We start from the raw sequence: 26,220 nt of genomic DNA, 5'->3' as shown, positions 1-26,220 counted from the left end.
GAATGCAAGAAGGGTGGGGTGGAGGTATGACGATCGGCAGCATCGCCCCGTTCTGGGCGGTCTCCTTTCTGCTGGTGCTCGTCCCGGGTGCGGACTGGGCCTATGCGATCGCTGCGGGGCTGCGTGACCGGACGATCCTGCCCGCCGTCGGCGGCCTGCTCGCCGGCTATCTGGTGCTGACCGCCGCGGTCGCCGGCGGAGTGGCCGCGCTGCTGACCCGCTCCCCCGTGGCGCTGACCGTGCTGACCGTGGCCGGCGCGGTGTACCTGATCTGGCTTGGCATGAGCGCGGTGGCCCGGCCGTCGACACCGCAGACCGCCACCGGGGACGCCCCCGGCTCGTGGGTGCGACGGGCTACCAAGGGCGCCGGCATCAGCGGACTCAACCCGAAGGCGTTGTTGCTGTTCCTGGCGCTGTTGCCGCAGTTCGTCACGGGCGGCGCCGGGTGGCCGTTCGCGGCCCAGATCGCCCTCCTGGGCCTGGTGCACACGGCCAACTGTGCCGTGGTCTACACGGGTGTGGGCGCCACCGCACGACGGGTACTGCGTGCCCGCCCGGCCATCGCCAGGGCGGTGACCCGCTGCTCGGGCGCCGCGATGATCGTGATCGGCGCCCTGCTGCTGGCGGAGCGGCTGTTCGCCTGAGCCCTGCCGCACCCCCGGCGGACGCAGGGTCCTCCGGCGGGTGCAGGGCCCTCCGGCAGGCCAGGCCCGTGCCTCAGCCGAGGCCGAACGGGAGCCGGGCAGCGACCTCCCCCAGCGCGGCCTTCTCCGCGTCGCTCGGTGCCCGCCGGCCGGTGCCGACCAGCAGCGCGTCCCGGTCGGAGAACGTGTCCGGGAACGTGGTCCCGGCGATCCCCTCCAGCAGCGCGCGAGCCGCGGCGAGGGTCTCCGCGGGCGGTTCGGCGGCCGACGGCAGGTGCGCGATCAGGTCGAGGTGGTGCAGGCTCCACTCGAGCACGTACGCGGACAGGAAGTCGCCGACGGTCAGCACCTCGCCCTGGGTGCCGACACGGGCGGCCGGATCGGCGAGTTCGGCGGCACGGCCCGCTGCGGAACCGACGTCGTCGAAGTGGAACCTGAGCCAGCGCGGCTCCCCGTACGCGGCGGCCAGCCGGGGGATCAACTCGTCGGGTGGGCCTTCCGGTTCGGGCTCTTCGGACGGCACGGGAGGGCCCTCGCCGGTCGGGGGCCCGGGCAGGCCCCAGTAGGTGACCGCGTCCACGGTCGGTTCGGTGTCGGCGGGCGTGACCAGGGTGATCAGGATGTCCTGGGCGCCGATGACGAGATGGCACACCAGATCCCGCACGAGCCAGCCGGTACAGCCGGACGGACGCTCGAAGTCCTCGTCCGGAAGGTCGGCGACCGCCGCGCGCAACGCCGTCCAGGAGCATGAGAAGAGATCCACTGCGGCACGATAGTCCGCGGCCGAAAGGCCGAACCAGCGAATTAGGGGGTCGGGTCGGGTCGAGGCGGTTCTCGGGTCCGGGGAGTCGAGGTGGGTCGGGTCGCGCCGGGTCGCGGTCGGCGCGACTCGTTGTCAGTGTCCGGTGCCAGACTTCCGGGGCATGGGCGATGACGAGGTACGTGACGAGGTACGGCTGAGGGACGTCGACGAGGACGATCTGGAGGTCTTCTTCGCGTACGAGCAGGACGCCGAGGCGTTCCGGCGGTCACGGTTCACCCCGCGGGAGCACGAGAGGTTCATGACCCACTGGACCACCCGGGTCGTGGGGGACCCCGCCGTCTTCGTGCAGACGGTCACCGTCGGCGGTGAGCCGGCGGGGCATGTCGTGGCCTGGTGGGAAGGGGACAGCAGGTTCCTCGGATACTGGTTCGGTCGCCGGTACTGGGGCAGAGGGGTCGGCACGAAGGCGCTGGCGCAGTTCCTCGAACGGGAGCGGAACCGCCCGCTGCACGCCGACCCCTTCGTCGGGAACACCGGGTCGGTCCGGCTGCTGGAGAAGATGGGCTTCCAGCGCACCGGGACGGTACGGCACGGCACGGACGAGCACGTGATGTTCGTGCTCGGCGGCGACCGGTGAGCGGCGCGCGCGACGCAGGTGCCGCACGCGGTGGTCAGTCGCCGGAGGGCTCGAACATGGGGGTGACATCGGCGTCGTACGGCAGGGTGGAGAGCACGTCGGCGTAGCCGCGCTCCAGCGCCTGCTGTTGGCGTGCGATGTGGGGGCCGGCGGGGCGTGCGGCCAGTCGCGCCATCCGTTCCTCGTGCGCCTCGGTGATGTCCTCGGCGGTGGCCCGCCAGTCCGCGTCGTCCGGTACGCGGACCAACTCCACGCAGGCCGGTGGCCCGCCCTCCAGCAGCGCGGCGGCGGCCCGGTCGTGGCCGTCGAGGAGCAGCCAGCCGTCCAGGAAGGACACCCACCACAGCAGGACGGGGGCGAGCGTGCCCTCGCGTGCGTGCTTGCGGTACGCCTTCACCCGTGGGGCGTCCGGTGCGGGAAGCGGGCGCAGCGGCAGGACACCGTGCCAGCCGCCCCCGCAGAGCAGTTCGATGGTCGCGTCCGGCCAGTCGCTGACGAGGTCGCAGTCCCAGATCCCCGGCGCGAAGGTGGTGCGCGAGGTCAGCAGCCAGCGTCCGTGGTGCAGTGGGCCGTGTGCGGTCTCCTCCAGCCACCGCGCGTACCGGTGCGGCCAGTTGGCGCCGCCCCGCAGCCGGGCGGCCGGCAGCGACGGCAGGGGGGAACGCTGGCCGGGCAGGCGGCGCAGGTGGAGGTCGCGGCAGCAGCCGTCGCCCTCCGAGCGGGCCTGGATCAGCGGTCGTCCGCCCTGCCGGAGGAGCCACCGGCGGCCCGTGATCCGCTCGAAGCGCAGTGCGGGCGGGCCCGGCCGGCTGTCGGGTACCGCCAGTACGACACCGCCTCCCGGCAGCGGTTCCCTCGTGGCCCTGGTCATGGGAGCAACGTCAGCACGAAGGGTTCCTCCGCTGCAAGGGATTACTCCGGCCCGCTCCGTTGCGAACGATCGGCAGGTCAAGTCGGCGCGGATCGAGGGTAGACGGGTCGGTGACAGACACCGACCGCGAAGGGAGGTGGGCGCCATGCCCATCAACTTCCGCAAGAGCTTCAGGATCTTCCCGGGCGTGCGACTCAACATCAACCGTCGCTCGTTCTCCTTCACCTTCGGCGACAGGTCGGGCGGTCCTCGGCACACCGTCAGCAGCACGGGCCGCCGCACCACGTCCATGGATCTGCCCGGGCCCTTCAGCTACCGCAAGACCCGAAAGTCCTAGCGGGCACGGCAGCCGCCGGAAGCGCCGACGCGCCGAACCCGGCGCCGCTGGGCGGCACGGGCGGCCCGGGCAAGTGCGTGGCCGAGTGCCCGGCCACGGGCGGCCGGCGCGCCGGGGCGATCGGGCAGCAGGCCGACGAGGTCCCGCGGGCGCACTCGGTCAGTCGGACACCACCGTGGTGGTCACCTCGACCGGCACCGCCAGCGAGTTCGCGATGAAGCACTCGCGGTGGGCCTGTTCGGCCAGCTCCTCGACCCTGGCCTCGTCGGTTCCGGCAGCGACCTTGACGGTGACGGCCAGGCGGATCGTCACGAGGCGGGCCGGCTCGGCCGCCAGGTCGAGGCGGCCGGACGCTTCGTCGTCGTAGGCCAGCACGTCGACGCCGGCGCGGGCGGCGACGGCGAGGAAGGACAGCAGCTGGCAGGAGGAGGCGGCCATCACCACGAGCTGCTCCGGGTTCAACCGCTCGGGACTGCCCCGGAAGGCCCGGTCCGCGCTCAACGCCACTTCCCCGGCGGCGGGTGGTGCGACGGCGGTGTGATCGCGTGAGAACGAGCGGACACCGGCGGCAGTGGAGCCGTCCCAGTGCAGGTGGGCGGCGTATGTGTGGCTGATCATGATGCAACGGTAGATCGCGGACGTTTCGGCGACCACCGAAGCATGGGCGTCCTACCGTCGCGGGCATGAGCAGTCGCGGTCATGAGCGGTGCCGGGACACCCGCGCCGGTACCCGCCTTGAATCACCTGATCAGGCTGGCTCATCTTCGCGGCGCCGGGCTGGCGCTCGACGAGCGGATGATCAGCCGGGGCGTCAGCAGCTGTTCCGGCGGCGCGGGCGCGAGGTGGTGGGCGACGGTCCCAGGGTCCGGCGGGCAGGATCCGGCGGGCACGGTCGTCGCGGGAGGGGTCGCCGCGGTGGCGTGCAGCAGGGTCGCCATCACCTGGCGGCCGACGAGTTCGATGGGCTGGCGGATGCTGCTCAGGTCCAGTGCGGCGGCGGTGGGGGTGTCGTCGAAGCCGACGACGGCGACGTCACGGCCGACCTCCAGGCCCCACTGCTGGGCGGCCCGCAACACCCCCACCGCGAGGGTGTCGGTGGCGGTGACGAACGCGGTGGGCGGTCCGGGCTGCCCGAGCAGGGCGTAGGCCATCTCCGCGCCGGCGGCGACGGTGTCCTCACCCCGCGCGTCCAGGGAACGGCACGCGGCGGTCAGGCCGTGCCGTTCGACCGCGGCCTGCCAGCCCTGCGCGCGCCGGGTGCCGATGGTGTCGTCGGGAGGCCAGCCGATGAATCCGATCCGGCGGTGACCGCGGTGCACCAGGTGGTCCACGGCGGCAGCGGTGCCGGAGGGGTTGTCGACGTCGATCCAGGGATAGCGGTCGGTGGCCTCGGCGGTGCGACCGAACGCCACGAAGGGCACGCCGCGTTCGAGCAGGGCCGGCGGGCGCGGGTCGGACGCCGTGACGTCGTACAGCACGACACCGGCCACTCCCCCGCTGCGCCGCAGCCGCGCCGCGCACTCCACCTCGGCCTCGGGGCCGTCGGCGGTGAAGAGCAGCAGATGGCGGTCGGCGGCGCGGCCGGCCTCCGCCAGGGCGTGCAGGAAGCGGTCATGGATGGAGGCCAGTGCGCCGGGCGCGAGCGGCCTGATGCGGTATCCGATCATCCGTGAGGCGTTGGCGCGCAGGTCCTGGGCGACGCGGTTGGGCTGGTAACCCAGTTCGGCGATGAAGCGTTCCACGCGCTCCCGGGTCTCCGGGCGTACCCGGTCCGGTGCGTGCAGGACGTTGGAGACGGTCTGCCGGGACACTCCGGCCGCCGCGGCGACGTCCACCAACGTCGGCTGGGCCGCGGCCGGCACGGCCCACCGCCTCCGCTCTGCCACGTTCTTCCCTCACCCCTGTCGCTCGCCTCGGTCGGCCCGATCGGCCCGGTGCACCCGGCGCGCCGCCCGGTGCCCATACCTGATGCCTGATGCCTGATGCCTGATGCCCGTCATTGTTCCGCGCCCGGCGCGTTCCCGTGGCCCCCGTTCGCTCCCGGGCGCCTCTGGCGTGGTGCACGCCGATTCCGGTACGGTGCCCGCCTGAGTTGCACGTTCAAACCGTGCCGTGGCCCACGCTACCAAGTCGCGCGACGGCGTGTACGGGAGGCGAATTGAGCCATTACCGCCAGCCCCCGTTGCATGATCTGGTCACCGTCCTGTGCGCGCCCACCGTGTGTCTGAGCGCCCCTGACGGTCAGATCCGCGCGGCCGACCTCGACGGTTGCTACGACAGCGACCGCAGGGTGCTCTCGCGCCTGGAGGTGGCCGCGGCGGACGCCCGGACGGTGCCGGTGGGCCGGCGCCAGGACGGTGCCGCACGCGCCGTCTTCACCGCGCAGCTACGACCGGCGCAGGCCCCGCACGCCTCCGTGCTGCTGCATCGCCGCCGCACCGTGCGGCCGGCCGCCCTGACCGAGGAACTGGAGCTGGTGAACGGCTCCGGCGACCCGATCACCGTACGGCTCCTGGTGCGGTGCGCCACCGACCTGGCCCCGGTGCACGTGGTGCGCGGCGGTGAACCGGCACCGGCGGTGGCGCCCGAGCCCGGTCCTGACGGTGTGCGGTGGGCGGACGACACCCAGGAGGTGACCCTGACCGCGGACCGCCGCCCGGACGAGGTGCGCGCCGAGGACGGCGGCGCCCTGCTCGTCTTCGCCGTCACCCTGCTGCCCGCCCGCCCGGCGCGGTTGCGCCTGTACGTGCGGGTGGGCGAGGTCGCGACCGGCGCCGACGGGCTCCGGGAGGACGGTTCCGGCAGCGGTGCGAAGCCACCGGCCGGTGGCGAACGGACCGGCGGAGAGGCCTTCCTCCCTGCCGCCTTCCCCGCCACCGCCACGCCCCCGCTCGCCGACCTCCCGCAGGGCGTGCGGTCACCGCGCGACCCGGTGCGGCGCAGGCTGCTGGACGTGAGCCGGCAGGACCTCGCTGCGATGCTGCTCGCCGACCCTCGGGACCCGGACGACGTGTTCCTCGCGGCCGGCAGCCCCTGGTACTTCACGCTGTTCGGACGGGACGCGCTGTGGTCGGCCGCCCTGCTGCTGCCGTGGGACACCAGGATCGCCGCGGGCACCCTGCGGGCGCTGGCCCGGCGCCAGGGCAGCCGCGTCGAGGAGACCGCCGAGGAACAGCCCGGCAAGATCCTGCACGAGGTGCGCCGGGAGACGCTGCGCCTGGGCGAGATGGTCATTCCGCCGCGGTACTACGGCACGATCGACGCCACCCTGCTCTGGGTCCGGCTGCTGCACGACGCGTGGCGGGCCGGCTTGCCCGCGCGGGACGTCGAGGAACTGCTGCCGCGGTTGCGGGCGGCGCTCGCGTGGCTGACCCGTTACGGGGACGCGGACGGCGACGGGTTCGTGGAGTACCGGCCGTCCGGGCACCGCGGCCTGGCCAACCAGGGCTGGAAGGACTCGGTGGACGCGGTCCGTTGGTCCGACGGCCGGCACGCCGAGGGGCCGTTGGCGCTGTGCGAGGTGCAGGGCTACGCGCATGCGGCGGCCGTGCGGGGCGCCGACCTGCTGGACGCGTTCGGCGAGCCGGGCGCCGACCGGTGGCGGGAGTGGGCCGCGCTGCTGCGTACCCGGTTCCGGGCGGCCTTCTGGGTCGAGGACGCCTCCGGCGGTTACCCGGCGATCGCCCTGGACGGGGCGAAGCGGCCGGTGGACGGCGCCGCCTCGAACATGGCCCATCTGCTCGGTACCGGGCTGCTCAGCGGCGCGGAGGCGGCACTGGTGGCCGACCGGCTCGCCCAGCCCGACCTGGACTGCGGGTACGGGCTGCGTACGCTCTCCTGTGCCAGCAGGGCGTTCGACCCGCTGAGTTACCACTGCGGCAGCGTCTGGCCGCACGACACCGCCATCGCGGTCCTGGGCCTGGCCGCCGAGGGCCAGCACGGCGTGGCGCATGCGCTCGCCGAGGGGCTGCTGGCCGCTGCGCAGGAGTTCGACTGCCGGCTGCCGGAGCTGTACGGCGGCACCGCGCGCCACCAGGGCGAACCGGTGCTCGCCTATCCGACGTCGTGCCGTCCGCAGGCGTGGGCGGCGGCCGGCGCGGTCGCGGTGCTGGCCTACCTGGAGGGCTGGCCCACCACGCACACGGGACCCGTCGAGCACGCGGGCGGCGGGGCGCCGTCCGCCCCGAAGCCCCCGGCCTGAGCGGCCCTCAAGCGACACGGTGACGCCCGGATGCGCCCGCCGCACTGACAGAAGGCTTCCGAAGGGGTTGACGCAGTAAGCGCAGCCGGGGAAGCTCCCACGCACAGCCGCTTTGAACGATCAAACAATCTGCTCTGACACGCGTTCAAGAACGTTCGAGAACCCGCTCGAGAAGCGTCCGAGATGCGTTCGGGGAGTCGTTCGAGAAGTCCCTGCACGAACCGCACGGACCCGTCACGAACAACGTCCACGATCTCGCTCGTACACTCGCCCGGCACGTTCCGCAGACCTACCCATCCACCGTTCTGCACAACCCGACACAGGGTCCGCCCACCTGCCCGCCCCGCACCTGCGAGCCACTTGCGGGCGCCGTTCACGCTTCGTCCGCCCACCACTTGGGTATCGCTGCGTATCGCCGGGGACGGCACGGGCCGGCGCACGGGCCGATCGAGGAGGCGCGACATGAAGCTGAGAAGGATTCGGGGTGCCGGGAGCCGCACGGGGCTGGCGTGCTGCGCGCTGGCCACCGTGGGCGCACTGACCCTGGCCGGCTGCGGCAGCGGTGACTCGGGCGACGACGCGTCCGGCACCGACGACCGGGGCCCGATCACGCTCGCCGTCCACAAGGACACCTCGGGCAACCTCCAGCACCAGCTGGACGTCTGGAACAAGGCCCATCCCGGCGAGAAGGCGACCCTCATCGAGCTGCCGGACGCGGCCGACGCGCAGCTCCAGCAGATGGTGCAGAACGCCCAGGTGAAGTCGGACGCCTATGCGGTGCTGGGTCTGGACGTGACCTGGACGGCGGAGTTCGCTGCGAACCGCTGGGTCGACCCGGTGCCGGCGTCGCTGACGAAGGCCGTCGACACCTCCGGGCTGCTACCGGTCTCGCTGGCCACCGCCAAGTACCGCGGCACCCTCTACGCCGTGCCCTGGCAGTCCAACGGGGCGCTGCTCTACTACCGCACCGACCTGTTCAAGGCCGCCGGGATCAAGGCCCCGCCGACCACCTGGCAGCAGATGCAGGACGACTGCGCGAAGGTGCAGAAGCTGCCGCAGGGCAAGGACCTGCACTGCTACACCGGCCAGTTCGACAAGTACGAGGGGCTGGTCGTCAACTTCTCCGAGGCGGTGCAGTCGGCGGGTGGCCGGGTCTTCGACGCCGCAGGCAAGCCCACCGTGGACACTCCGCAGGCGAAGGCCGCGCTGACCTGGCTGGCGGACTCCTTCAAGAGCGGCCTCATCCCGAAGGCGTCCCTCACCTACAAGGAGGAGAACGCGCGCAAGGCGTTCCAGGACGGTGGTTACGTCTTCGAGCGGCAGTGGCCGTACATGTGGGACCTGGCCAACAAGACGGACGGCTCGTCGAAGGTGGCGGGCAAGTTCGAGGTGGCGGCGCTCCCGGGGCAGCACGGTCCGGGCTCGTCGACGCTGGGTGGCCTGAGCCTCGCGGTGTCGTCGTTCGCCAAGCACAAGGCGAGCGCACGGGACTTCATCGCGTACCTGTCGAGCGAGAAGGCGCAGCGGGCCAACATGCTCGCCACGTCCGAGGCGCCCACCCGCACCGCGCTCTACGACGACCCCACGTTGCGGAAGAAGTTCCCCTACCTGGATGCGCTGAAGGACTCCACGCACCGGGCCGTGCCCCGGCCGCTCGCGGTGCGCTACGGAGACGTGTCGACCGCGATCCAGGAAGCCGTGTACCCGGTGATCTCCGGCAAGGGCGATCCGGACAGCGCCCTGCACGCCCTCCAGGCCGACCTCGAGAAGCTCACCAAGCAGTGACCACCGCGACGGAACCCACCGAACCCACCGGTCCCGGTGGATCCGCGGCGCCGGACGCCGCGCCGTCTCCCGCCCGTCCCCGCCGTCGTGGGGCCGGGCGGGGCGAGGGCACCCTGGCCGCGCTGCTGCTCTCCCCCACGCTGGTCGTGCTCGCGCTGGTCATCGGCTATCCGCTGCTGGCCGCGCTGCGCGAGTCGTTCTACCGGCAGGGCGAGGGGCTCGACGCCAACGGCTTCGTGATCAGCGGCGACCGGTTCGCGGGCCTGGACAACTACCTCGACGCCTTCACCGGGGCGAACGGCTCGGCGTTCTGGAACGCGTTCTGGAACACCACGTTCTTCACCGTCGTGACGGTCGCGGTCGAGGTGGTGCTGGGTCTTGCGATGGCGCTGGTGATGCATCAGGCGCTGCGCGGCCGGGGGCTGGTGCGGGCCAGCATCCTGGTGCCCTGGGCGATCCCGACCGCCGTCTCCGGGCTGCTGTGGCGGTGGGTCTTCGACGCCGACGGGGTGGCCAACGCGCTCCTGGGCCACCAGGTGCTGTGGACCGCGGACGGCTGGCCGGCCAAGTTCGCCGTGATCATCGCGGACACCTGGAAGACGGCGCCGTTCATCGGCCTGCTGGTGCTCGCCGGGCTCCAGTTGATCCCCGGCGAGCTGTACGAGGCGGCCCGGGTGGACGGCGCGAGTTCCTGGCGGCAGCTGCGCAGCATCACATTGCCGCTGGTCAAGCCGACGTTGCTGATCGCCGTGCTGTTCCGGATCCTGGATGTGCTGCGGATGTTCGACCTTCCGTACGTGCTGACCGGGGGCCAGAAGCACTCCGTGCAGACGCTGTCCGTGCTGGCCTACAACGAGGCCAGCAATCTGCACTACGGTCCGGCCGCCGCGTACGCCACGCTGCTGTTCTGCTACGTGGTGATCGTCGCGTACGTCTTCGTCAAGCTGCTCGGCGCCGATCTGATCGCCGAAGCGCGCTCCCCGCGTGCGCCGGAGGACAGGTCGGCGCGGTTGTTCCCGCGCGCGCGACGCGCGGACCGGACGGCGCAGGCAGGAGTGCAGGGATGAGTGCGGACACGGCCGACGTGACCGGGGCGACCTCGTCGGCGCCCCCCACCGCGGCGTCGCGCGGATCGGCGCGTGCGGGCCGGGGTGGCCGGCGGGGGCGCGGTGGACGGGCGGTGCGGCGCTACGCGGGCCTGACCGTCGTCATCGTCTACTGCCTGGCGCCGTTCTACTGGATGGTGGTGTCCGCCTTCCGTCGCCCCACCGACCAGTTCCAGCTGGCTGCGCTGCCGCATCCGTGGTCCGTGGCGAACTTCGCCGCGGTCTTCAAGCCGGACGTGGGCTTCCAGCGGGCGCTGCTCAACAGCGTCGTGGTGGCGGGGGCGACGACGGCGCTCACCCTGCTGGTGGGCGTGGCCGCCGCATATGCGCTGGCCCGCCTCGAGTTCCGCTTCAAGTCCCTGACGGCGGCGGTGATCATTGCCACCTCGATGTTCCCCGGCATCTCGATGGTCGTCCCGCTGCTGCGGCTCTTCACCGACCTGCGCTGGATCAACACCTACCAGGCGATGATCGCGCCCAGCATGTCCTTCGCGCTGCCGCTGGCCGTGTGGAACCTCACCGCGTTCTTCCGGCAGCTGCCGGCCGAGCTGGAGCAGGCCGCGATGGTCGACGGCTGCACCCGTGGCCAGGCGTTCCGCAAGGTGATCATCCCGCTGGCCGCGCCGGGGGTCTTCACCACCGCGATCATCACGTTCATCGCGGCCTGGAACGAGTTCATCATCGCCCTGTCCATGGTCAACAAGAAGGACATGCAGACCGCCACGGTCGCCATCTCCCGGTTCACCGGCGCGCACGGCTTCGACCAGCCCTACGGCACCCAGATGGCGGCCGGCGTGCTGGTCACCGTCCCGCTGGTGGCGGCGGTCCTGGTCTTCCAGCGCCGCATCATCGCGGGGCTCACCGCGGGCGGGGTGAAGTAGCGGGCGCCACCGGGAGCGGGCGCGGCCGGGCGCCCCGGTGACCTGGATCGACGGGCGTGTCCGCCGCCCCCCAGGGGTACCCGGGGTGCCCGATGCGCCGGTGAGGAGCGGTGAACATGAAGTACCAGGCATTCATGGCGAGGGTCCGCGACCGCGGCGAGTACGCCGACCGCAAGGAGGCCGCGCAGGCGACCGAGGCCGTCCTCCGGGTGCTCGGGGAGCGGCTCACTCCCCACGAGGCCGACGACCTGGCCTCGCAGCTGCCCGGACGGCTGGGTGAGGTGCTTCAGGGCGCCCGTGGGGACACGCATGAGGCGTTCGGCGTGACGGAGTTCCAGCGCCGTGTCACCGAGCGTGCCGCACCCGTTCGGGCGCGGGGTGGCGCGCAGGACGCGCATGCCGTGCTGTCCACGGTCGGGGAGGCCGTTTCGGGCGGCGAGCTGAACCAGCTCATCAGCCAGCTGCCGTCCGGCTACGCGGCGCTGTTCGGCAAGCCGGAGCTCACCTGATCGGCTGCCGGGGGCGGCGACGTTCCCCCACGTGGGCGCCGTCGCATGCCTCCGTGGACCCCGGTTGATCACTCTTGACGCATGGGGGGCCGTTGCCTAGTTTCACGATGAAACGATTCATGCCGCCGATTCATGCCGCCGATTCACGCCGGTCGGTCCGGCCACCGCGTCAGGAGACCTCATGCCCGCTCTCGAATGGCTCCACGTCGACGGTGACCGGCTCGCCGACGAGCGCGGACGCACGGTCGTCCTGCGGGGTGTCGGCCTCGGTGGCTGGATGAACATGGAGAACTTCATCACCGGCTACCCAGGCAGCGAGCGCGAGATCCGTCGCCTGCTCAGGGCCGCCATGGGCGAGGCGGCCTACGACGCCTTCTTCGACACCTTCCTGACCGCCTTCTTCGACGAGGCGGACGCCCGCCACCTCGCCTCCCTCGGCCTGAACTCCGTCCGCATCCCGGTCAACTACCGGCACTTCGAGGACGACGACCGGCCCATGGCGTGGAAGGAGGACGGGTTCGCCGCGCTCGACCGGGTGATCACGCTGCTCGCCCGGCACGGCATCTACTCGATCATCGACCTGCACGCGCTGCCCGGTGCGCAGAACCAGCACTGGCACAGCGACAACCCCACCCACCGCGCCGAGTTCTGGACGCACCGCCACTTCCAGGACCGCGTCGTGGCCCTGTGGGAGCAGCTGGCCGAGCGCTACCGCGACCGGCCGGAGGTCGCCGGCTACAACCCGGTCAACGAGCCGTCCGAGTCCACCGGCGAGGTCCTGCTCGCCTTCTACGAACGCCTGGAGCGGGCGATCCGCGCGATCGACCCGCGGCACGTGCTCTTCCTGGACGGCAACCGGTACTCGACCGACTTCTCGCTCTTCGCGCGGCGCGCAGAGCCGCTGCCCAACACGGTCTACACGGCGCACGACTACGCCCTGCCCGGCATCATGGGCGCCAGCGCCTACCCGGGTGTGACGCGTGGCGAGTACGTCGACCGCTCGGTGGTCGAGCAGACCTTCCTGCGCCGCACGGCGTACATGCGCGAGACCGGCACACCGGTGTGGATCGGCGAGTTCGGTCCGGTCTACCCGGCCGACCGTGCCCAGGACGGCTGGCGGCTCGCGCTGCTGAGCGACCAGCTGGAGATCTACCGGGAGCACGGGGCCAGCTGGTCGCTGTGGACGTACAAGGACATCGGCCTGCAAGGGCTGGTCCACGCGGCGCCCGACAGCCCGTACCTGGAGCGGATCCGCCCGGCCCTGGAGCAGAAGGCACGGCTGGGCGTGGACTCGTGGGGCGGTTCGGACGCCGGGGTGCGCGACGTCCTGGACCCCATCGAGGCGCTCTTCGAGCGGGAGTTCCCCGACTACGCGCCCTATCCGTGGGGCCACCGGCCGCACATCGCCGTACTGGTCCGGCACATCCTGCTCGCCGAGCCGCTCGCCGAGCGGTTCGCGGCGCTGTTCGAGGGCATCTCGGTCGAGGAGGCCGTCGAGGCGGCCCGGTCGTTCCGCTTCGACCGCTCGGTGGAGCGCACGGCGCTGTCCGCGGTGCTCCGCGCGCACCTGCTCGACCGGCCGCCCGTGGGGCCGTGACCCGGCCGCGCACACCACAAGGGGCCCGGAGCTGCGAACGGTGCAGCTCCGGGCCCCTTCAAGGACCGTTTCCACCAGGCCTTTCAGGGACCATGTCCACCAGGCCCTGCAAGGACCGTGCCGACGCTGGGCCCGGGGACGCAGCACGTCGAGGGCCGGTGGCGCATCAGGCCGAGTCGAGCGCCTGCTTCATCTGGGCCACCCACTCCTTGGCGGCGGCCTCCGGCGTCTTCCGGCCGAAGAGCACGTCCGAGTCCAGCTTGGAGGTGATGTCGTTGAGCGACGAGCCGCCGGCCGGCGGGTCGGGTGCGGCCGGGGCGCCGTTGTGGGAGACCTGGTCGACGTAGTCCGCGTTGGCCCGGCCGGCCGAGTCGAGCGAGCCGGTGATCGCCGCCTTCACCTCGGGGCTGAACGGCAGCCCGCGGTCGTCGAGGATCTTTCGGCCCGCCGCCGGCGAGTTGATCAGGTAGTCGAGCAGCTTGGCAGCGGCCTCCGGATGCGCGGACTTCGCCGAGATCGAGTAGTACTGGGAGGGCAGCACCGTGGTGCCCGGCTGCTTGTACTGGTGCTCACCGGGGATGGTGACCAGTTTCAGGCCGCCGCCGGCCGCCTGGTTGAAGGCACCGAGCAGGTTCGAGTAGATGATCGACATGCCGGCCTTGCCGCGCCCCATGAGCGTCTGCTCGGGCGCCGCGGAGCCGACCTCCTGGATGGTCTCGGCGGACGGTATGCCGCCCCCCTTGAGCAGGTCCTTCTCCATGCTGAAGTAGTCCTGCACGGTGGACTCCTGGACGCCGAGCTCGCCCTTCGCGTCGAAGATGGGCGTGCCACGCTGACCCGCGTAGACACCGAGGGTGTCGATGACCCGCGGCTCGAAGCCGTACGTGCCCTTGGGGCTGTTGTCGGTGATCTTGTTCGCGATGTCGGCGAACTGCTCCCACGTCCAGGACTTGGTGTCCGGCAGCGGCACGTGGGCGGCCTTGAAGACGGCCGGGTTGGTGATCATCGCGATGGCGTTGCCGCCGGTGGGCGCGCCGTAGAGGGTGCCGCTGAACTTGGCCGCGGAGAGCGTGGCGGCCGGGAACTTCGACAGGTCGAGCTCGTCGGAGACGGTCTTCAGGTCGAGCAGCGCTCCGCGGTCGCTGTACTCGCGCGGGTACGCCCCGCCCAGCGTCATCAGGTCGGGAGCGTCGCCCGCGGCGGTCTCCGTGGCCAGCTTGTCGAAGTACGACTCGAAGTCGCTGGTCTCGGTCTCGACCTTGATGTCCGGGTTGGCCTTCTCGAAGTCGGCGATGACGCTCTTGGTCGTCGCCGCGCGCCCGTCGTCGCCCCACCAGGAGAAGCGGATCGTGGTCTTGCCGTCCGCGCTGTCCGATCCGCCACAGCCGCTGAGCGTCAGCAGCGCCGCGACGGCCCCGGCCGCCCCTGCACGCAGAAGCCTTCGGTGCCGTTTCGGGGGTGTTCGCATCATCGAAACTCGTCTCTGGGGGGCTTTGGGGGGTGAATGCCGCATCTGCGGGAACGGCGAAGGCGCGGCACCGACCCGCATGTGCTCGGGCGACACCGACCGCTTGTGCTCGGGCGGCTCAGAGGCCCTTCCGAGCTCCGCCGATACGGCGATACACCGCGCACAGACGCGTGAAAGCGGTTTCCCGCCTCTCGAGTACGTCAAATTAATAGCGCTGTCACAGGCTGTCAACGCTCGAGCACCGCACCGCCCCTGACATCACGGCATACGCACACGTCACGTCCGAGAGCCGGTCACGTGGCACAAAGTAGCGGCTCCACGGAGATCAGGTGGCCGGTTCGGCTGACACCGGAGAGACCGTCCGCGGGAGGTCGGGTGCAGGCCCGCCTTGCGTGGTGCGCTGTGACGAGACGGTCCTGCGCACCGCACCCGGTGCGGGGTCGGTTGCGGTGCCGGCGGGATTCGAACCCGCGGACAGGTAGGGGCAGGCCCGCCCGGTCCCCGTCAGTCGACATGGGCGGGGCCCCACCCATGCCGATCGCAATGGGCCGCTCTGCCACGGCTCCGCAACCTGCGGGAACGCGCGCGATCCCGCTCCGGCCAGGGTAGGGACACCGCCCTGTCCGGGCGAGCCGTTATCTGCAACTCGGCGTCAGATCGCCGGCCGGCGTGACGCGGCAGGGGCAAGCAGGGCATGGCGTCAGGAGGGCGGTCACCGGGTGGGATGCGTGCGGTCAGGGCCTGGCCACGGGTGCGGTGGTGGCCCGTGCCACGAGGTGTGGCCGGTAGGTGACGGACGGGCCGGCGTCCTGGCCGGTGATCTGGGCGTGCAGGCGCTGCCAGGCCTGTGCGCCGATCTCTTCCCAGGGCACCGACACGGTCGTCAGCGGCGGGGTGACGTGGCGGGCCAGCGGGATGTCGTCGAAGCCGGCGACCGATATGTCGGCGGGCACCCGGTGGCCGTTCTCGGTGAGGCCGGCGAGCAGTCCGATGGCGACGAGGTCGTTGTGGGCCAGGGCCGCGGTCGCCCCGCTGGCGAGCACGGCCCCGGTCGCGGCGTGCCCGTCGGCGGTCGAGGTGCCGCAGGCCAGCCGGTGCACGACGACCCCGTCGGTGCCGGCCGTGAAGTCGTCCAGGCCACGCTGCCGTTCGGCCTCGGAGGTGCTCGTCGCTGTGCTCGTCAGATGGACGAACCGGCGGTGCCCCAGGTCGTGGAGGTGGCGCGCGAGCTGGCTGGCGCCGGCGCGGTAGTCCACCGACAGCGACGGTACGTCAGGGCCCGGCGCCGGGCGGTTGACGAGCAGCAGCGGTCGCAGCCGGGGCGCCAGGCGGGCCAGCACCTTGTCCGGCATGCGCGGCGCGCACAGCACCAGGCAGTCGCATCTGCGGCGGGTCTCGATGGCGAGCAGCGCCTCGTCCTCCGCGCACTCGTCCGAGTCCGCCACCAGCACCCGGTAGCCGTCCCGAGCGGCGGCCTTCGTCAAGCGGTGCAGCAGCTCCTGGCAGGTGGGGTTGCCCAGGTCCGGCACCACGAACGCGACCGTCTTCGTCTGGCCGAGTGCGAGTCCGCGGGCCAGCGGGCTGGGTGAGTACTGCAACGCCGTGGCCGCTTCACGAACCCGCTCGGCGACCGCGGGATCGCCGACGAAGCGGCCGTTCATCACACGCGAGACGGTTGCCGCGGAGACGCCGGCCTTCGCTGCCACGTCCGAGATGGTCGGGGTGTCACGGCGGTGGTTGCGCATCACGTCGTTCCCTCTCGTCTGGCTCGTCTGGCTCGTCCTTGCGAGCCGCGTGTCCGGCGAGCGGCCTGGAGATCTGCGTCCGGTGCACGGCCCGGCAGTGCCGGCTGTGGCGAAAAGGGCCTGGTGCTACGGGGGTTGATGCGATGGTGCGCAATGACAATACTGCCGAGAAAGCGTTTTCTGGGGGTACTCCCCACTGCCTGAAAGGCGTGGGAGGTGCCCCCACCCACGCCCGTTCAGGGCAGTGGGGGAGGGCGTGCCCGACCCCGCGACCGCAGCAGAATCCGCCGGACAGGCCCTAGGGGGTGTCTGGCAAATGAGCGTGGAGGAAGGAGCGGCGTCTGGTGCGTGCGATCGCAAGGCGCCGGAGCGCCCTCGTGGCGGAGTCACGTGGGCGCTCCGGCAACGCAGCGAGCGTGCGTGCCAGACGCCGCGACGCCGCGGGCATTTGTCAGACACCCCCTAGGTCCTGTCGTCAAACTCCCGTCGTTGCCCGCCGGGCAGACGGGAGTTTGACGACACCCCCTAGCTCTCACCGCACCACGAAGGAGTCGGCACACGTGAGCACCATCGGTGAGCTCCGCACGCTCGCCCGATCCAGCGGGTCCGGGCCGCCGCACACATCGGGACGTCGCACCAAGGGCGACAGGGCCGGACGAGGCAGCCGGGAGAACAGGGACAACCGCGCGGCGTACATCTTCCTCGCCCCCTGGTTGGTGGGGGTCCTGCTCATCACCATCGGGCCGGTACTGGCCTCGTTGTACCTGTCCTTCACGGATTACAACCTACTCCAGTCGCCCCATTGGTCAGGGTTGGCGAACTACACCCAGATGTTCGACGACCCCGAGTTCTGGACGTCCCTCAAGGTGACGCTCAGCTATGTCGTCGTCTCGGTGCCGCTGCAACTCGCTCTCGCGCTCGCGCTCGCCCTGCTGCTCGACCGGGGGCTGCGCGCCCTGTCGTTCTACCGCTCGGCGCTCTACCTTCCGTCGCTGCTGGGCGGTTCGGTGGCGGTGGCCATCCTGTGGCGCCAGGTCTTCGGAACCGAAGGTCTGGTGAACCGATTCCTCGAACTGTTCGGGATCCACGGGCAGGGCTGGATCTCCAATCCGGACACGGCTCTGGGGACCATCGTCCTGCTGCACATCTGGACGTTCGGCTCGCCGATGGTCATCTTCCTCGCCGGGCTGCGCCAGATCCCGCGCATGTACTACGAAGCCGCGGAGGTCGACGGTGCCACGCCCTGGCGGCGCTTCCGGTCGGTCACCCTGCCCCTGCTGAGCCCCATCATCTTCTTCAATCTGGTGCTCCAGGTGATCTACGCCTTCCAGTCCTTCACCCAGGCCTTCATCGTCTCGGGCGGCAGCGGCGGCCCCAGCGACTCCACCCTGTTCACGACCCTGTACATCTACAAGGAGGGCTTCGGCAGGTTCCACATGGGCTATGCGTCCGCGATGGCCTGGGTGCTGCTGGTCATCGTCGCCCTCTTCACCGCCGTGAACTTCTGGTCCTCACGATTCTGGGTGTTCTATGACGACTGATTCCCTGCTGGGGCGGCAGCCCGGTCACCGGCGCCCCGCACCGCTTCCCCCGCCGGTGGCGGGCCGGCGCCCGGCCGGCGGGTTCCGTGTGACGAGCCTGCTCAAGCACGCCCTGCTGATCGCGCTGACCCTGACGATGCTCTATCCGCTCCTCTGGCTGCTGATCAGCTCCTTCCGGCCGAACGAGCTGATCTTCCGGGACTCCGGACTGAGCCTGCACCACCTCACCCTGGCCAACTACTCCAACGGCTGGAGCGCGCTGGGGTCCCCGTTCGGCAAGTACCTGGTCAACTCGGCGCTGCTGGTGCTGGGCGCGATCGTCGGCAACCTCTTCTCCTGCTCGCTCGCCGCGTACGCCTTCGCACGGCTGCGCTTCCGGGGGCGCAGGCTCCTGTTCGCGTTGATGCTCGGCACGATCATGCTGCCGATCCATGTGATCATCGTTCCGCAGTATGTGCTGTTCTCCCAGCTGAACCTGCTGAACACGTTCCTGCCGCTGATCCTGCCGAAGTTCCTGGCCACGGATGCGTTCTTCGTCTTCCTGATGGTCCAGTTCATCCGTGGCATCCCGCGCGAGCTGGACGAGGCGGCCCGACTCGACGGCGCCGGGCATCCCAGGATCTTCCTCCAGGTGATCCTGCCGCTGATGGTGCCGGCCCTGGCGACCACGGCGATCTTCACCTTCATCGGCACCTGGAACGACTTCTTCGGGCAGCTGATCTACCTCACCAGGCCCGAGAACTGGACCGCCCCGCTGGCCCTGCGCACCTTCCTGGACGCGCAGTCCTCGTCCGACTACGGCGGCATGTTCGCCATGTCGGTGATCTCGCTGCTGCCGCTCTTCCTGGTGTTCCTGTTCGGCCAGCGCTGGCTGCTGCGGGGCATCGCCACCACGGGGATCAGGTGACGATCCCCGGAGAATCCCAGAAGCCCGGAGAATCCCAGAGAAGGAGGACCCCCGTGTCCGCCCTCAGCTCGCCGCTGCGCTACGCCCTCGTCGGCACCGGCTCACGTGCCCAGATGTACATCGACGCGCTGACCGGCGTGCATGCCGAGGTCGGCCGGCTCGTCGCGTGGAGCGACACCAACCCGGGTCGGGTAGGCGTCTACGAGGAGCGCCTGCGCCGGGCCGGCGCCCAGCTGCCCGCCCGCTTCGCGCCCGACGAGGTGGGCGAGGCGGTGCGCCGGCACGCCGTCGACCGCGTCATCGTCACCCCGCCGGACGCCCGCCACGCGGACGTCGTCGTGGCGGCCCTCGACGCCGGCGCCGACGTGATCGTCGAGAAGCCGCTGACGACCAGCGAGGAGGGGGTGCGCCGGATCGCCGAGGCCGTCGGGCGCACCGGTCGGCGGGTCACCGTCACCTTCAACTACCGCTACTCCCCCCGTAACACCGCGTTGAAGCGGGTCATCGCGGCCGGTGAGATCGGCGAGGTCACCTCGGTGCACTTCGAGTGGCTGCTGGACACCGCGCACGGCGCGGACTACTTCCGCCGCTGGCACCGGGACAAGGCCACCTCCGGGGGCCTGCTGGTGCACAAGTCCTCGCACCACTTCGACCTCGTCAACTGGTGGTTGGACGCCACTCCCACACGCGTCTACGCCAGCGGTGGGCTGCGCTTCTACGGCGCCGACGCCGCCGCACGCCGCGGCCTCGGCCCGCGCCCGGAGCGCGGCACGACGGACTCGCCGCTGCGTGACGCGTTCTGCCTGGACCTGCGCCGTGAGCCGATGTACAAGGCGCTGTACCTGGACCAGGAGCACCACGACGGTTACCGGCGTGACCAGGACGTCTTCGATCCCGGGATCACCATCGAGGACAACCTGTCCCTCGTCGTGGACTACTCCCAGGGCGCCACGATGTCGTACGCCCTCAACGCGCACGCCCCGTGGGAGGGGTACACGGTCGGCGTCAACGGCACCCGGGGCCGCGCCGAGCTGACCGTCGTGGAACGCGGCTCGGTGCTGCTGGGCGAGGACGGCCGGGTCCTCGTCGACCCGAGCGCGCACCCCGACGCCGTCGCCGCCGACGCGGCCCGCCCGGTCGGCGAACGGCTGGTCGTGCAGCGCCACTTCGACGTCGCCCAGGAGGTGCCGATCCCCGCGGGCGAGGGCGGGCACGGCGGTGGGGACGCGGTCCTGCTGCGGGACCTGTTCGCGGGCGTGGGGGACGATCCGCTGGGCCATGCGGCGTCCTGGCGGGACGGCGTGGCCTCGGTCGTCGTCGGCCTGGCCGCGAACCGTTCCCTCGACTCCGGGGCGGCGGTGCGGGTCGACCAGCTGGACCTGGGGGCGGCGGGGCCGCTGGTGACGACGGCACCGTGATGCCGCGGGCGCCCGGCCGGGCCTGCCGGCCGGGCGCCTCGGGCGAGGTCTCCTCAGGCCCGCCAGCCGGCGGCCGTGGCACTGGTCGATCTGATGACGTGGGCCTCGGCCTGCGGGGCGGGCCAGAGCTGGATCAGGTACTCCTCCACCGGCTGATCGGTGTCGCGCGGGTCGCCGTCGTCGCGATGGCGGCCGTGGACGCGCAGCCGGTAGTCACCGGGGCCGGGCAGGGAGAGCCGCTCCGCGGGGTTCTCCGCCGTGCCGGTCGTGCCGAAGTCGAGGAACGCGGAGCGCCAGGCGGCGGAGACCTCGCTGATGTCCTGCCAGGCGTCGAGGTCGTCGGGGAGCGGTGGCGGGCCGTCCCACAGCTGCGCGGTCACGTGGATCTCGCCGATCTCCTGGCCCGTCAGGATGCGTGCCGCGTCCCCGTCCGGATCGACCTCGACAAGGCCGTCGTCGGTCCATCTCGGCTCGAACTCCACGACGAGGTCTTCGCCGCACAGGTCGACGCTGGTGGCGTCCACGAAGACGGTGCTGCTGGTCTGGGCGAGGGGGGCGGCGGGCATGGGGTGGTGATCCTTCCTTCTTCGGGGGGCGAGCCCGGGAATGACACGGCGTCAGGCGGGAGCGGCTATGCGTCCGGCCCGCCCGCTGCCAGCCGTGCCCGTGCCTCCATCAGGGCGAAGCCCAGCAGGTTCCGACCGGGCCAGCGGGCCGGGTCGGTGGCCCGGTCGTCGGACGCGCCGAGGCCGATGCCCCAGACGCGGTCCCGGGGGCTGGCCTCGACCAGGACGCGGTTCCGGGTGTCCAGGAGGTACCGGCGCAGGGCGGGGTCCTGGCCGAACTTGGCGACATTGCCGGCGACGACCAGGTCGAAGCAGGCGGCGGACCAGCGGGCCTCGTCGAAGCCGCGGACCAGCCTCCCGAACTTCTTGGCCTCGGCGGGCGTACCGGCCGCGAGGATCGTCGCGAGGGACGCGTCGTCGCCGAAGAGGCGGGCCTTGCCGGCCATCATCCAGTGCTCGGCGCTGGCGTAGCGCACCCCGTCGACGGTGAACGCCGACGGCCACCACTGGCTCAGCGCGCCGGGCCCGACGGAGCCGTCACGCTGGGGTCGGTGCCCCCAGAACATCAGCCACTTGGGCTGCGCACCGGCGGCGACCAGCGCGGCCAGCTCCTCCCGGCTACGGGCCCCCACGGCACTCGGCGGCCCGCTCTTCTCCGCTTCGGTGTTCTCCACCCCTACGGCACCCTCCGGCTCGACGTCCTCCATGGCGGCGATCCTGCCACCCACCACTGACAACGACGATCGAATTTCTCGCGACCGGCCGCCGATCCGCGATAGAACACACCACCCGAGATACGTCAAGGACGATCGGAAGAATTCCGCGAAACAGCAGCTCAGACACGGATTTGACGGACCCGGAACAGCAATTCCAGGAAATGTCAAGAACGGCAGGATTATGGATATCGAGAACCGTCTGATATTCATTCGCCCACCGAATTCCCCTACCCTCGTCCCTATCGTGCGCTGCCGCCCGACCAGGAGGATCCAGCCATGAACGACCCCGCCGCCGACACCGGTTGGCACGTCGACGAACGCTGCACGAACTGCGATGTCGCACGGCAGCTCGCGCCCGGTCTGATCGACGAGGTCGACGGCCGCTCCGCGGTCGTCCGGCAGCCGCGCACCGCCGCGGAGGAACGGGCCGTGTACGCGGCGGCGTACGCCTGCCACACCCGGTCCATCCGGCACGGCGCCGGCGCCCTGGACCCGGCGCAGGACCCGTTCCCGCTGCGTCTGGACGAGCGTGTCCACCTGTGCGGCCACAACGCGCCGCGCACCGCCGCGGCCAACGCGTACCTGCTCACCCGGCCCGCCGGGAACGTGATGATCGACACCCCGCGTTTCAGCGCGGCCCTGTCCGCGAGGTACGAGGCCCTCGGGCCGGTGACGGACGTCCTGCTCACCCACCGCGACCACGCCGCCCACGGGCGCGCCTACGCGGACCGGTTCGGCGCGCGGCTGTGGATCCACGAGGGCGACCTGTCCGCGGCCCCGGACGCCGACATGGTGCTGCGCGGCACCGATCCCGTCGAGATCACCGACGGGGTGGTGGCGCATCCGCTGCCGGGGCACACCGAGGGCAGCGTGCTCTACGTCGCCGACGACACGTACTGCTTCAGCGGCGACAGCCTCTACTGGTCGCGCACCACCGGGGACGTCGAAGTGGTGGACAGCGTCACCTGGTACTCGATCACGGAACTGGCCGCGTCGTTGGAGCGCACGGCGCCCCGCCTCCGCTTCGAGTGGCTGCTGCCCGGGCACGGCGACCGCAAGCGGCTGCCCGCCGCCGACATGGCCGCCCGGCTGCGCGCGCTGACCGTCCGCACTCGGGGCCTGTCCCCCCGGCCGATCGACTTCACCGCCGTGCGGTGGTGACCCCTCGGCACCCGTGCCCCGTGGCCCCGGAACGCCGGCGCCGGGCTGCCGCGCCGCCGTCACATCTCCCGCTTCGGGTCCGTCATGGCTCATGGCAACGACGGACGGACCGCACGGGAGAAGGAACCACGATGACCGATCGCACGAACGTCACGGCCTCGGGGATGACCGTCAGGCAGGCCGGCTACTGGGCCGCGACCCTGCTCGTCAGCGCGGAGCTGGTCATCGGCGGGCTGTGGGACGTGCTGCGGATATCGCAGGTGCAGGAGGTGGTGGACCGGCTCGGCTATCCCTCGTACTTCCTCGTCATCCTGGGCACCTGGAAACTGCTCGGTGCCCTCGCGCTGCTGGCTCCACGGTGTGCGCTGCTCAAGGAGTGGGCCTACGCCGGAGTGGTCTTCGCGGACACCGGGGCCATCGCGTCCCATGCGGCGGCCGACTACGGCCTCGCCGAAGTGGCGTTCCTGGCCCCGCTGCTCCTTCTCACCTGCCTCTCCTGGGCGTTGCGCCCGATGTCCCGTCGGGTGGCCCGGCAGGCCGGACCTGCCGAGGCGCGGGACGCGGTGCCGACGCGGCCCGCGGTCGGGTAGTCCCACGCTTCGGCAGGTCCGCTGCGCTACCGGCGCGGGCCGACCCGTAGCCGTAGCGCTGCCTGTGCCCGGTCGAGTGCCGTGCGGCAGGTGTCCACGGACGGGGCCACCGCGGTGGCGAGCGCCACCCGGCCGTCGATGAGGCCCTGTCGCGGTGGGGAGACCACGTCGCCCGGGGCCACCAGGGGCACCGCGAGATCGATCTCGTCGGGAAGGCCCGCGCGGTCGAAGTCGACGGCCTCGATCAGCGCGTCGTCGTGCGGCGGATAGCAGAAGCGCACCCCCGCCACCGCCTGCTTGGTGGCCTCGGTCACCGGCTCGGTACCGCAGGCCACGTCCGCGGTGGCCAGACCGGGATCGACGCCGGTGGCGCGCAACCCGAGGTAGGGAATGAGGTCGCCCCCGAGCCGGCCGTTGACCTCGATCAACCTGGGGCCCCGCGCCGTCAGTTTCAGCTCGGTGTGGGTCCAGCCGTCGGTGCAGCCCAGCGCCGTGTGCACCGCCTGCATCATCCGCCGGAAGTCCGGGTCGGCCAGCAACGGGTCGGCCCCGTCGACGATGTGCCCGGTCTCCTCGAAGTACGGGGGGAAGCCGACTTCTTTGCGGCCCACGAACAGCGGGGTCACCCGACCGCGGTGCACCACGGAGTCCACGCTGATCTCGGGCCCCTCGACGTACTCCTCGACCAGCACTCCCTGGTCGAACACCGGGGTGTGCGGGACCGGCACGTCACGGGTCGTGACGAAGTGCGCCGCCAGCTCCTCCGCGTCCGCCACCAGGACCACACCCTGACTGCCCCCGGCCGCACGGGGCTTGATCACCACGGGGAAGCCCAGCTTGTCCGCCGCCGCACGCGCCTCGTCCAGATTCCCGACGACCACGAACCCCGGCTGGGCGATCCCCTCGGCGGCCAGGGCGGTACGCGTGGCGAACTTGTCACGGCAGCGCCGCACCGCATCCGGAGGCGTCCCGGGCAACCCCAACTCCTCGGCGACCAGCGCCGCCTGCACGATGTGCTCCTCATGCCAGCTCATCACCCCGCTCACCGACTCCTCGGCGGCGATCTTGCGGGCCGCCGCCAGCACCGCGTCCGCACCGGTGTCCGGCACCAGGGTGAAACCGTCCAGATAGGGTCTTTCCCAACTGGGTTCCGTGTCGTTGATCAGGTGCACGCGGTAGCGCGTGCACAAGGAGCGCAGCAGGTACTCACGGTAGTCCTGAAGCCCGTTGGTGATGACCAAGAGCAGGGGCTTCTGGCCGGCCCACGTCATGGCAGGGATCCTTCCGCTATGCCGGGATGGTGTGCGATCGCCTCACGCTTCGTACCCGATGACGGCTTCGGCAAGGTGACGTTCTCGTGGCCGGGGTGGGCCGGGGCGCGGAACGGCATGGGACGATGCCCCGTCCGGCGGGCGCACCGTCACGGTCCGGTCCACAGGTCCGAGGAGCTACTGGCGCGGGCCGACCCGTAGCCGTAGCGCTGCCTGTGCCCGGTCGAGTGCCGTGCGGCAGGCGTCCACGGACGGGGCCACCGCGGTGGCGAGCGCCACCCGGCCGTCGATGAGGCCCTGTCGCGGCGGGGAGACCACGTCGCCCGGGGCCACCAGGGCCACCGCGAGATCGATCTCGTCGGGAAGGCCCGCGCGGTCGAAGTCGACGGCCTCGATCAGCGCGTCGTCGTGCGGCGGATAGCAGAAGCGCACCCCCGCCACCGCCTGCTTGGTTGCCTCGGTCACCGGCTCGGTACCGCAGGCCACGTCCGCGCAGACGAGGCCGGGGTCGACACCGGTGGTGCGCAGGCCGAGGTAGGCGATGAGGTCTCCGCCGATCCTGCCGTTGACCTCGATCACCTTCGGGCCCTGCGCGGTCAGTTTCAGCTCGGTGTGGGTCCAGCCGTCGGTGCAGCCCAGCGCCGTGTGCACCGCCTGCACCAGCTGCCGGAAGTCCGGGTCGGCCAGCAACGGGTCGGCCCCGTCGACGATGTGCCCGATCGACTCGAAGTACGGCGGATAACCGATGTCCTTGCGGGCCACGAACAGCGGGGTCGCACGGCCGCCGCGCACCACGGAGTCCACGGTGACCTCGGGCCCGTCGGCGTACTCCTCGACCAGCACTCCCTGGTCGAACACCGGGGTGTGCGGGACCGGCACGTCACGGGTCGTGACGAAGTGCGCCGCCAGCTCCTCCGCGTCCGCCACCAGGACCACACCCTGACTGCCCCCGGCCGCACGGGGCTTGATCACCACGGGGAAGCCCAGCTTGTCCGCCGCCGCACGCGCCTCGTCCAGGCTTCCCACGGCCACGAACGCCGGCTGCCCTATGCCCTCGGCGGCCAGGGCGGTGCGGGTCGCGAACTTGTCACGGCAGCGCCGCACCGCATCCGGAGGCGTCCCCGGCAACCCCAACTCCTCGGCGACCAGGGCCGCCTGCACGATGTGCTCCTCATGCCAGCTCATCACCCCGCTCACCGACTCCTCGGCGGCGATCTTGCGGGCCGCCGCCAGCACCGCGTCCGCACCGGTGTCCGGCACCAGGGTGAAACCGTCCAGGTAGGAACGTTCCCAGCTGGGTTCCGTGTCGTTGATCAGGTGAACGCGATAGCGGGTGCACAGCGAACTCAGGAGGTACTCGCGATACTCCCGGAGACCGTTGTGGATCACGAGGAGTAGAGGCTTTGGCTGCTCGCCGGCCCACGTCATGGCAGGAGTCCTTCCGCTGTGCCGGGATGCTCTCCGGTCCTGTGCTGCCTGGTGGTGCTGTGGCGCCCGTACCTGGTG

24 protein-coding genes are annotated in these 26,220 nt (G+C 71.5%); 14 read left to right on the top strand and 10 right to left on the bottom strand.

Features of this window, described 5'->3' with window-relative positions; genetic code table 11:
* Window positions 1-26 precede the first annotated feature (26 nt).
* Window positions 27-644: a LysE family translocator gene (locus NQO67_RS17030; protein ID WP_255950848.1), complete on the top strand. Its 618-nt coding sequence runs from the start codon at window positions 27-29 to the stop codon at window positions 642-644.
* 73 nt (window positions 645-717) lie between these two features.
* Here NQO67_RS17030 and NQO67_RS17025 read toward each other — a convergent pair whose 3' ends face one another.
* Complete coding sequence (locus NQO67_RS17025; protein ID WP_255950847.1) at window positions 718-1,407, bottom strand: maleylpyruvate isomerase N-terminal domain-containing protein; 690 nt, start codon at window positions 1,405-1,407, stop codon at window positions 718-720.
* A 160-nt stretch (window positions 1,408-1,567) separates the two neighbouring features.
* On the opposite strand from NQO67_RS17025, the gene NQO67_RS17020 reads away from it, so the two are divergent.
* On the top strand, window positions 1,568-2,044 hold the full coding sequence (locus tag NQO67_RS17020; RefSeq protein ID WP_255950846.1) for a GNAT family N-acetyltransferase: 477 nt from the start codon (window positions 1,568-1,570) through the stop codon (window positions 2,042-2,044).
* 34 nt (window positions 2,045-2,078) lie between these two features.
* Here the strand turns inward: NQO67_RS17020 and NQO67_RS17015 are convergent, their stop codons facing one another.
* Window positions 2,079-2,915 (bottom strand): hypothetical protein, encoded by an 837-nt coding sequence (locus tag NQO67_RS17015; protein ID WP_255950845.1) that lies wholly within the window; start codon window positions 2,913-2,915, stop codon window positions 2,079-2,081.
* 145 nt (window positions 2,916-3,060) lie between these two features.
* Between NQO67_RS17015 and NQO67_RS17010 the strand changes: the two genes are divergently transcribed.
* Window positions 3,061-3,252, top strand: coding sequence for a DUF4236 domain-containing protein (locus NQO67_RS17010; protein WP_255950844.1), 192 nt, complete (start codon window positions 3,061-3,063; stop codon window positions 3,250-3,252).
* 159 nt (window positions 3,253-3,411) lie between these two features.
* On the opposite strand, the gene NQO67_RS17005 is transcribed toward NQO67_RS17010, so the two are convergent.
* Both NQO67_RS17005 and NQO67_RS17000 read right to left on the bottom strand, forming a co-directional pair.
* The gene (locus NQO67_RS17005) at window positions 3,412-3,870 is read right to left on the bottom strand and encodes an OsmC family protein (protein WP_255950843.1); all 459 of its coding nucleotides are present in this window, start codon (window positions 3,868-3,870) and stop codon (window positions 3,412-3,414) included.
* Window positions 3,871-4,010: 140 nt separating this feature from the next.
* Window positions 4,011-5,138 (bottom strand): LacI family DNA-binding transcriptional regulator, encoded by a 1,128-nt coding sequence (locus NQO67_RS17000; RefSeq protein WP_255950841.1) that lies wholly within the window; start codon window positions 5,136-5,138, stop codon window positions 4,011-4,013.
* A gap of 272 nt (window positions 5,139-5,410) precedes the next feature.
* On the opposite strand from NQO67_RS17000, the gene NQO67_RS16995 reads away from it, so the two are divergent.
* The 6 genes from NQO67_RS16995 (at window position 5,411) to NQO67_RS16970 (ending at window position 13,331) form a co-directional block, all read left to right on the top strand.
* Window positions 5,411-7,453: a glycogen debranching N-terminal domain-containing protein gene (locus NQO67_RS16995; RefSeq protein WP_255950840.1), complete on the top strand. Its 2,043-nt coding sequence runs from the start codon at window positions 5,411-5,413 to the stop codon at window positions 7,451-7,453.
* Window positions 7,454-7,915: 462 nt separating this feature from the next.
* Window positions 7,916-9,238 carry an ABC transporter substrate-binding protein gene (locus NQO67_RS16990; protein WP_255950839.1) on the top strand — a complete coding sequence of 441 codons (1,323 nt, stop codon included), beginning with the start codon at window positions 7,916-7,918 and terminating at the stop codon, window positions 9,236-9,238.
* On the top strand, window positions 9,235-10,305 hold the full coding sequence (locus tag NQO67_RS44280) for a carbohydrate ABC transporter permease (protein WP_255950838.1): 1,071 nt from the start codon (window positions 9,235-9,237) through the stop codon (window positions 10,303-10,305). Before NQO67_RS16990 ends, NQO67_RS44280 begins: the two co-directional genes overlap by 4 nt.
* Window positions 10,302-11,225, top strand: a complete 924-nt coding sequence (locus NQO67_RS16980; protein WP_255950837.1) for a carbohydrate ABC transporter permease — start codon at window positions 10,302-10,304, stop codon at window positions 11,223-11,225. Before NQO67_RS44280 ends, NQO67_RS16980 begins: the two co-directional genes overlap by 4 nt.
* Window positions 11,226-11,341: 116 nt before the next feature.
* Window positions 11,342-11,734: a DUF2267 domain-containing protein gene (locus tag NQO67_RS16975; protein WP_255950836.1), complete on the top strand. Its 393-nt coding sequence runs from the start codon at window positions 11,342-11,344 to the stop codon at window positions 11,732-11,734.
* Between the two features lie 181 nt (window positions 11,735-11,915).
* On the top strand, window positions 11,916-13,331 hold the full coding sequence (locus tag NQO67_RS16970; RefSeq protein ID WP_255950835.1) for a glycoside hydrolase family 5 protein: 1,416 nt from the start codon (window positions 11,916-11,918) through the stop codon (window positions 13,329-13,331).
* A 166-nt stretch (window positions 13,332-13,497) separates the two neighbouring features.
* On the opposite strand, the gene NQO67_RS16965 is transcribed toward NQO67_RS16970, so the two are convergent.
* Both NQO67_RS16965 and NQO67_RS16960 read right to left on the bottom strand, forming a co-directional pair.
* On the bottom strand, window positions 13,498-14,802 hold the full coding sequence (locus NQO67_RS16965; protein ID WP_255950834.1) for an ABC transporter substrate-binding protein: 1,305 nt from the start codon (window positions 14,800-14,802) through the stop codon (window positions 13,498-13,500).
* A gap of 731 nt (window positions 14,803-15,533) precedes the next feature.
* Window positions 15,534-16,544, bottom strand: a complete 1,011-nt coding sequence (locus tag NQO67_RS16960; protein WP_255950833.1) for a LacI family DNA-binding transcriptional regulator — start codon at window positions 16,542-16,544, stop codon at window positions 15,534-15,536.
* 560 nt (window positions 16,545-17,104) lie between these two features.
* On the opposite strand from NQO67_RS16960, the gene NQO67_RS16955 reads away from it, so the two are divergent.
* From NQO67_RS16955 to NQO67_RS16945, 3 genes are read left to right on the top strand one after another with little or no spacing between them, the layout of a single operon-like run.
* Window positions 17,105-18,085 (top strand): carbohydrate ABC transporter permease, encoded by a 981-nt coding sequence (locus NQO67_RS16955; RefSeq protein ID WP_255950832.1) that lies wholly within the window; start codon window positions 17,105-17,107, stop codon window positions 18,083-18,085.
* Window positions 18,075-18,992: a carbohydrate ABC transporter permease gene (locus tag NQO67_RS16950; RefSeq protein ID WP_255950831.1), complete on the top strand. Its 918-nt coding sequence runs from the start codon at window positions 18,075-18,077 to the stop codon at window positions 18,990-18,992. The genes NQO67_RS16955 and NQO67_RS16950 overlap by 11 nt, the downstream gene beginning before the upstream one ends.
* A gap of 53 nt (window positions 18,993-19,045) precedes the next feature.
* The gene (locus NQO67_RS16945) at window positions 19,046-20,410 is read left to right on the top strand and encodes a Gfo/Idh/MocA family protein (protein WP_255950830.1); all 1,365 of its coding nucleotides are present in this window, start codon (window positions 19,046-19,048) and stop codon (window positions 20,408-20,410) included.
* Between the two features lie 53 nt (window positions 20,411-20,463).
* Here the strand turns inward: NQO67_RS16945 and NQO67_RS16940 are convergent, their stop codons facing one another.
* Window positions 20,464-20,976: a hypothetical protein gene (locus NQO67_RS16940; RefSeq protein WP_255950829.1), complete on the bottom strand. Its 513-nt coding sequence runs from the start codon at window positions 20,974-20,976 to the stop codon at window positions 20,464-20,466.
* 65 nt (window positions 20,977-21,041) lie between these two features.
* A complete protein-coding gene (ybiA, locus tag NQO67_RS16935; protein WP_255950828.1) occupies window positions 21,042-21,683 on the bottom strand; it encodes a riboflavin biosynthesis intermediates N-glycosidase in 642 nt (213 codons plus the stop codon).
* A gap of 285 nt (window positions 21,684-21,968) precedes the next feature.
* On the opposite strand from ybiA, the gene NQO67_RS16930 reads away from it, so the two are divergent.
* Together NQO67_RS16930 and NQO67_RS16925 are read left to right on the top strand one after the other, a co-directional pair.
* Entirely contained in the window at window positions 21,969-22,853 is an 885-nt protein-coding gene (locus tag NQO67_RS16930; protein ID WP_255950827.1) for an MBL fold metallo-hydrolase, read from the top strand.
* A 131-nt stretch (window positions 22,854-22,984) separates the two neighbouring features.
* Window positions 22,985-23,443: a DoxX family protein gene (locus NQO67_RS16925; protein ID WP_255950826.1), complete on the top strand. Its 459-nt coding sequence runs from the start codon at window positions 22,985-22,987 to the stop codon at window positions 23,441-23,443.
* 26 nt (window positions 23,444-23,469) lie between these two features.
* Here NQO67_RS16925 and NQO67_RS16920 read toward each other — a convergent pair whose 3' ends face one another.
* Complete coding sequence (locus NQO67_RS16920) at window positions 23,470-24,714, bottom strand: ATP-grasp domain-containing protein (protein ID WP_255950825.1); 1,245 nt, start codon at window positions 24,712-24,714, stop codon at window positions 23,470-23,472.
* Between the two features lie 177 nt (window positions 24,715-24,891).
* Window positions 24,892-26,142, bottom strand: coding sequence for an ATP-grasp domain-containing protein (locus NQO67_RS16915; RefSeq protein WP_255950824.1), 1,251 nt, complete (start codon window positions 26,140-26,142; stop codon window positions 24,892-24,894).
* Window positions 26,143-26,220 lie beyond the last annotated feature (78 nt).

The sequence above is a fragment of the Streptomyces odontomachi genome (assembly GCF_024435355.1).
Classification (GTDB): Bacteria; Actinomycetota; Actinomycetes; order Streptomycetales; family Streptomycetaceae; genus Streptomyces; species Streptomyces odontomachi.
This window is presented reverse-complemented; position numbering and strand designations above follow the sequence as displayed.

Coding starts and splice junctions, on each gene's coding strand:
- NQO67_RS17030 (WP_255950848.1), top strand. CDS start 27: ATGACGATCGGCAGCATCGCCCCGTTCTGGGCGGTCTCCTTTCTGCTG.
- NQO67_RS17020 (WP_255950846.1), top strand. CDS start 1,568: ATGGGCGATGACGAGGTACGTGACGAGGTACGGCTGAGGGACGTCGAC.
- NQO67_RS17015 (WP_255950845.1), bottom strand. CDS start 2,915: ATGACCAGGGCCACGAGGGAACCGCTGCCGGGAGGCGGTGTCGTACTG.
- NQO67_RS17010 (WP_255950844.1), top strand. CDS start 3,061: ATGCCCATCAACTTCCGCAAGAGCTTCAGGATCTTCCCGGGCGTGCGA.
- NQO67_RS17005 (WP_255950843.1), bottom strand. CDS start 3,870: ATGATCAGCCACACATACGCCGCCCACCTGCACTGGGACGGCTCCACT.
- NQO67_RS16990 (WP_255950839.1), top strand. CDS start 7,916: ATGAAGCTGAGAAGGATTCGGGGTGCCGGGAGCCGCACGGGGCTGGCG.
- NQO67_RS16980 (WP_255950837.1), top strand. CDS start 10,302: ATGAGTGCGGACACGGCCGACGTGACCGGGGCGACCTCGTCGGCGCCC.
- NQO67_RS16975 (WP_255950836.1), top strand. CDS start 11,342: ATGAAGTACCAGGCATTCATGGCGAGGGTCCGCGACCGCGGCGAGTAC.
- NQO67_RS16970 (WP_255950835.1), top strand. CDS start 11,916: ATGCCCGCTCTCGAATGGCTCCACGTCGACGGTGACCGGCTCGCCGAC.
- NQO67_RS16965 (WP_255950834.1), bottom strand. CDS start 14,802: ATGATGCGAACACCCCCGAAACGGCACCGAAGGCTTCTGCGTGCAGGG.
- NQO67_RS16960 (WP_255950833.1), bottom strand. CDS start 16,544: ATGCGCAACCACCGCCGTGACACCCCGACCATCTCGGACGTGGCAGCG.
- NQO67_RS16950 (WP_255950831.1), top strand. CDS start 18,075: ATGACGACTGATTCCCTGCTGGGGCGGCAGCCCGGTCACCGGCGCCCC.
- NQO67_RS16940 (WP_255950829.1), bottom strand. CDS start 20,976: ATGCCCGCCGCCCCCCTCGCCCAGACCAGCAGCACCGTCTTCGTGGAC.
- ybiA (WP_255950828.1), bottom strand. CDS start 21,683: ATGGAGGACGTCGAGCCGGAGGGTGCCGTAGGGGTGGAGAACACCGAA.
- NQO67_RS16930 (WP_255950827.1), top strand. CDS start 21,969: ATGAACGACCCCGCCGCCGACACCGGTTGGCACGTCGACGAACGCTGC.
- NQO67_RS16925 (WP_255950826.1), top strand. CDS start 22,985: ATGACCGATCGCACGAACGTCACGGCCTCGGGGATGACCGTCAGGCAG.
- NQO67_RS16920 (WP_255950825.1), bottom strand. CDS start 24,714: ATGACGTGGGCCGGCCAGAAGCCCCTGCTCTTGGTCATCACCAACGGG.
- NQO67_RS16915 (WP_255950824.1), bottom strand. CDS start 26,142: ATGACGTGGGCCGGCGAGCAGCCAAAGCCTCTACTCCTCGTGATCCAC.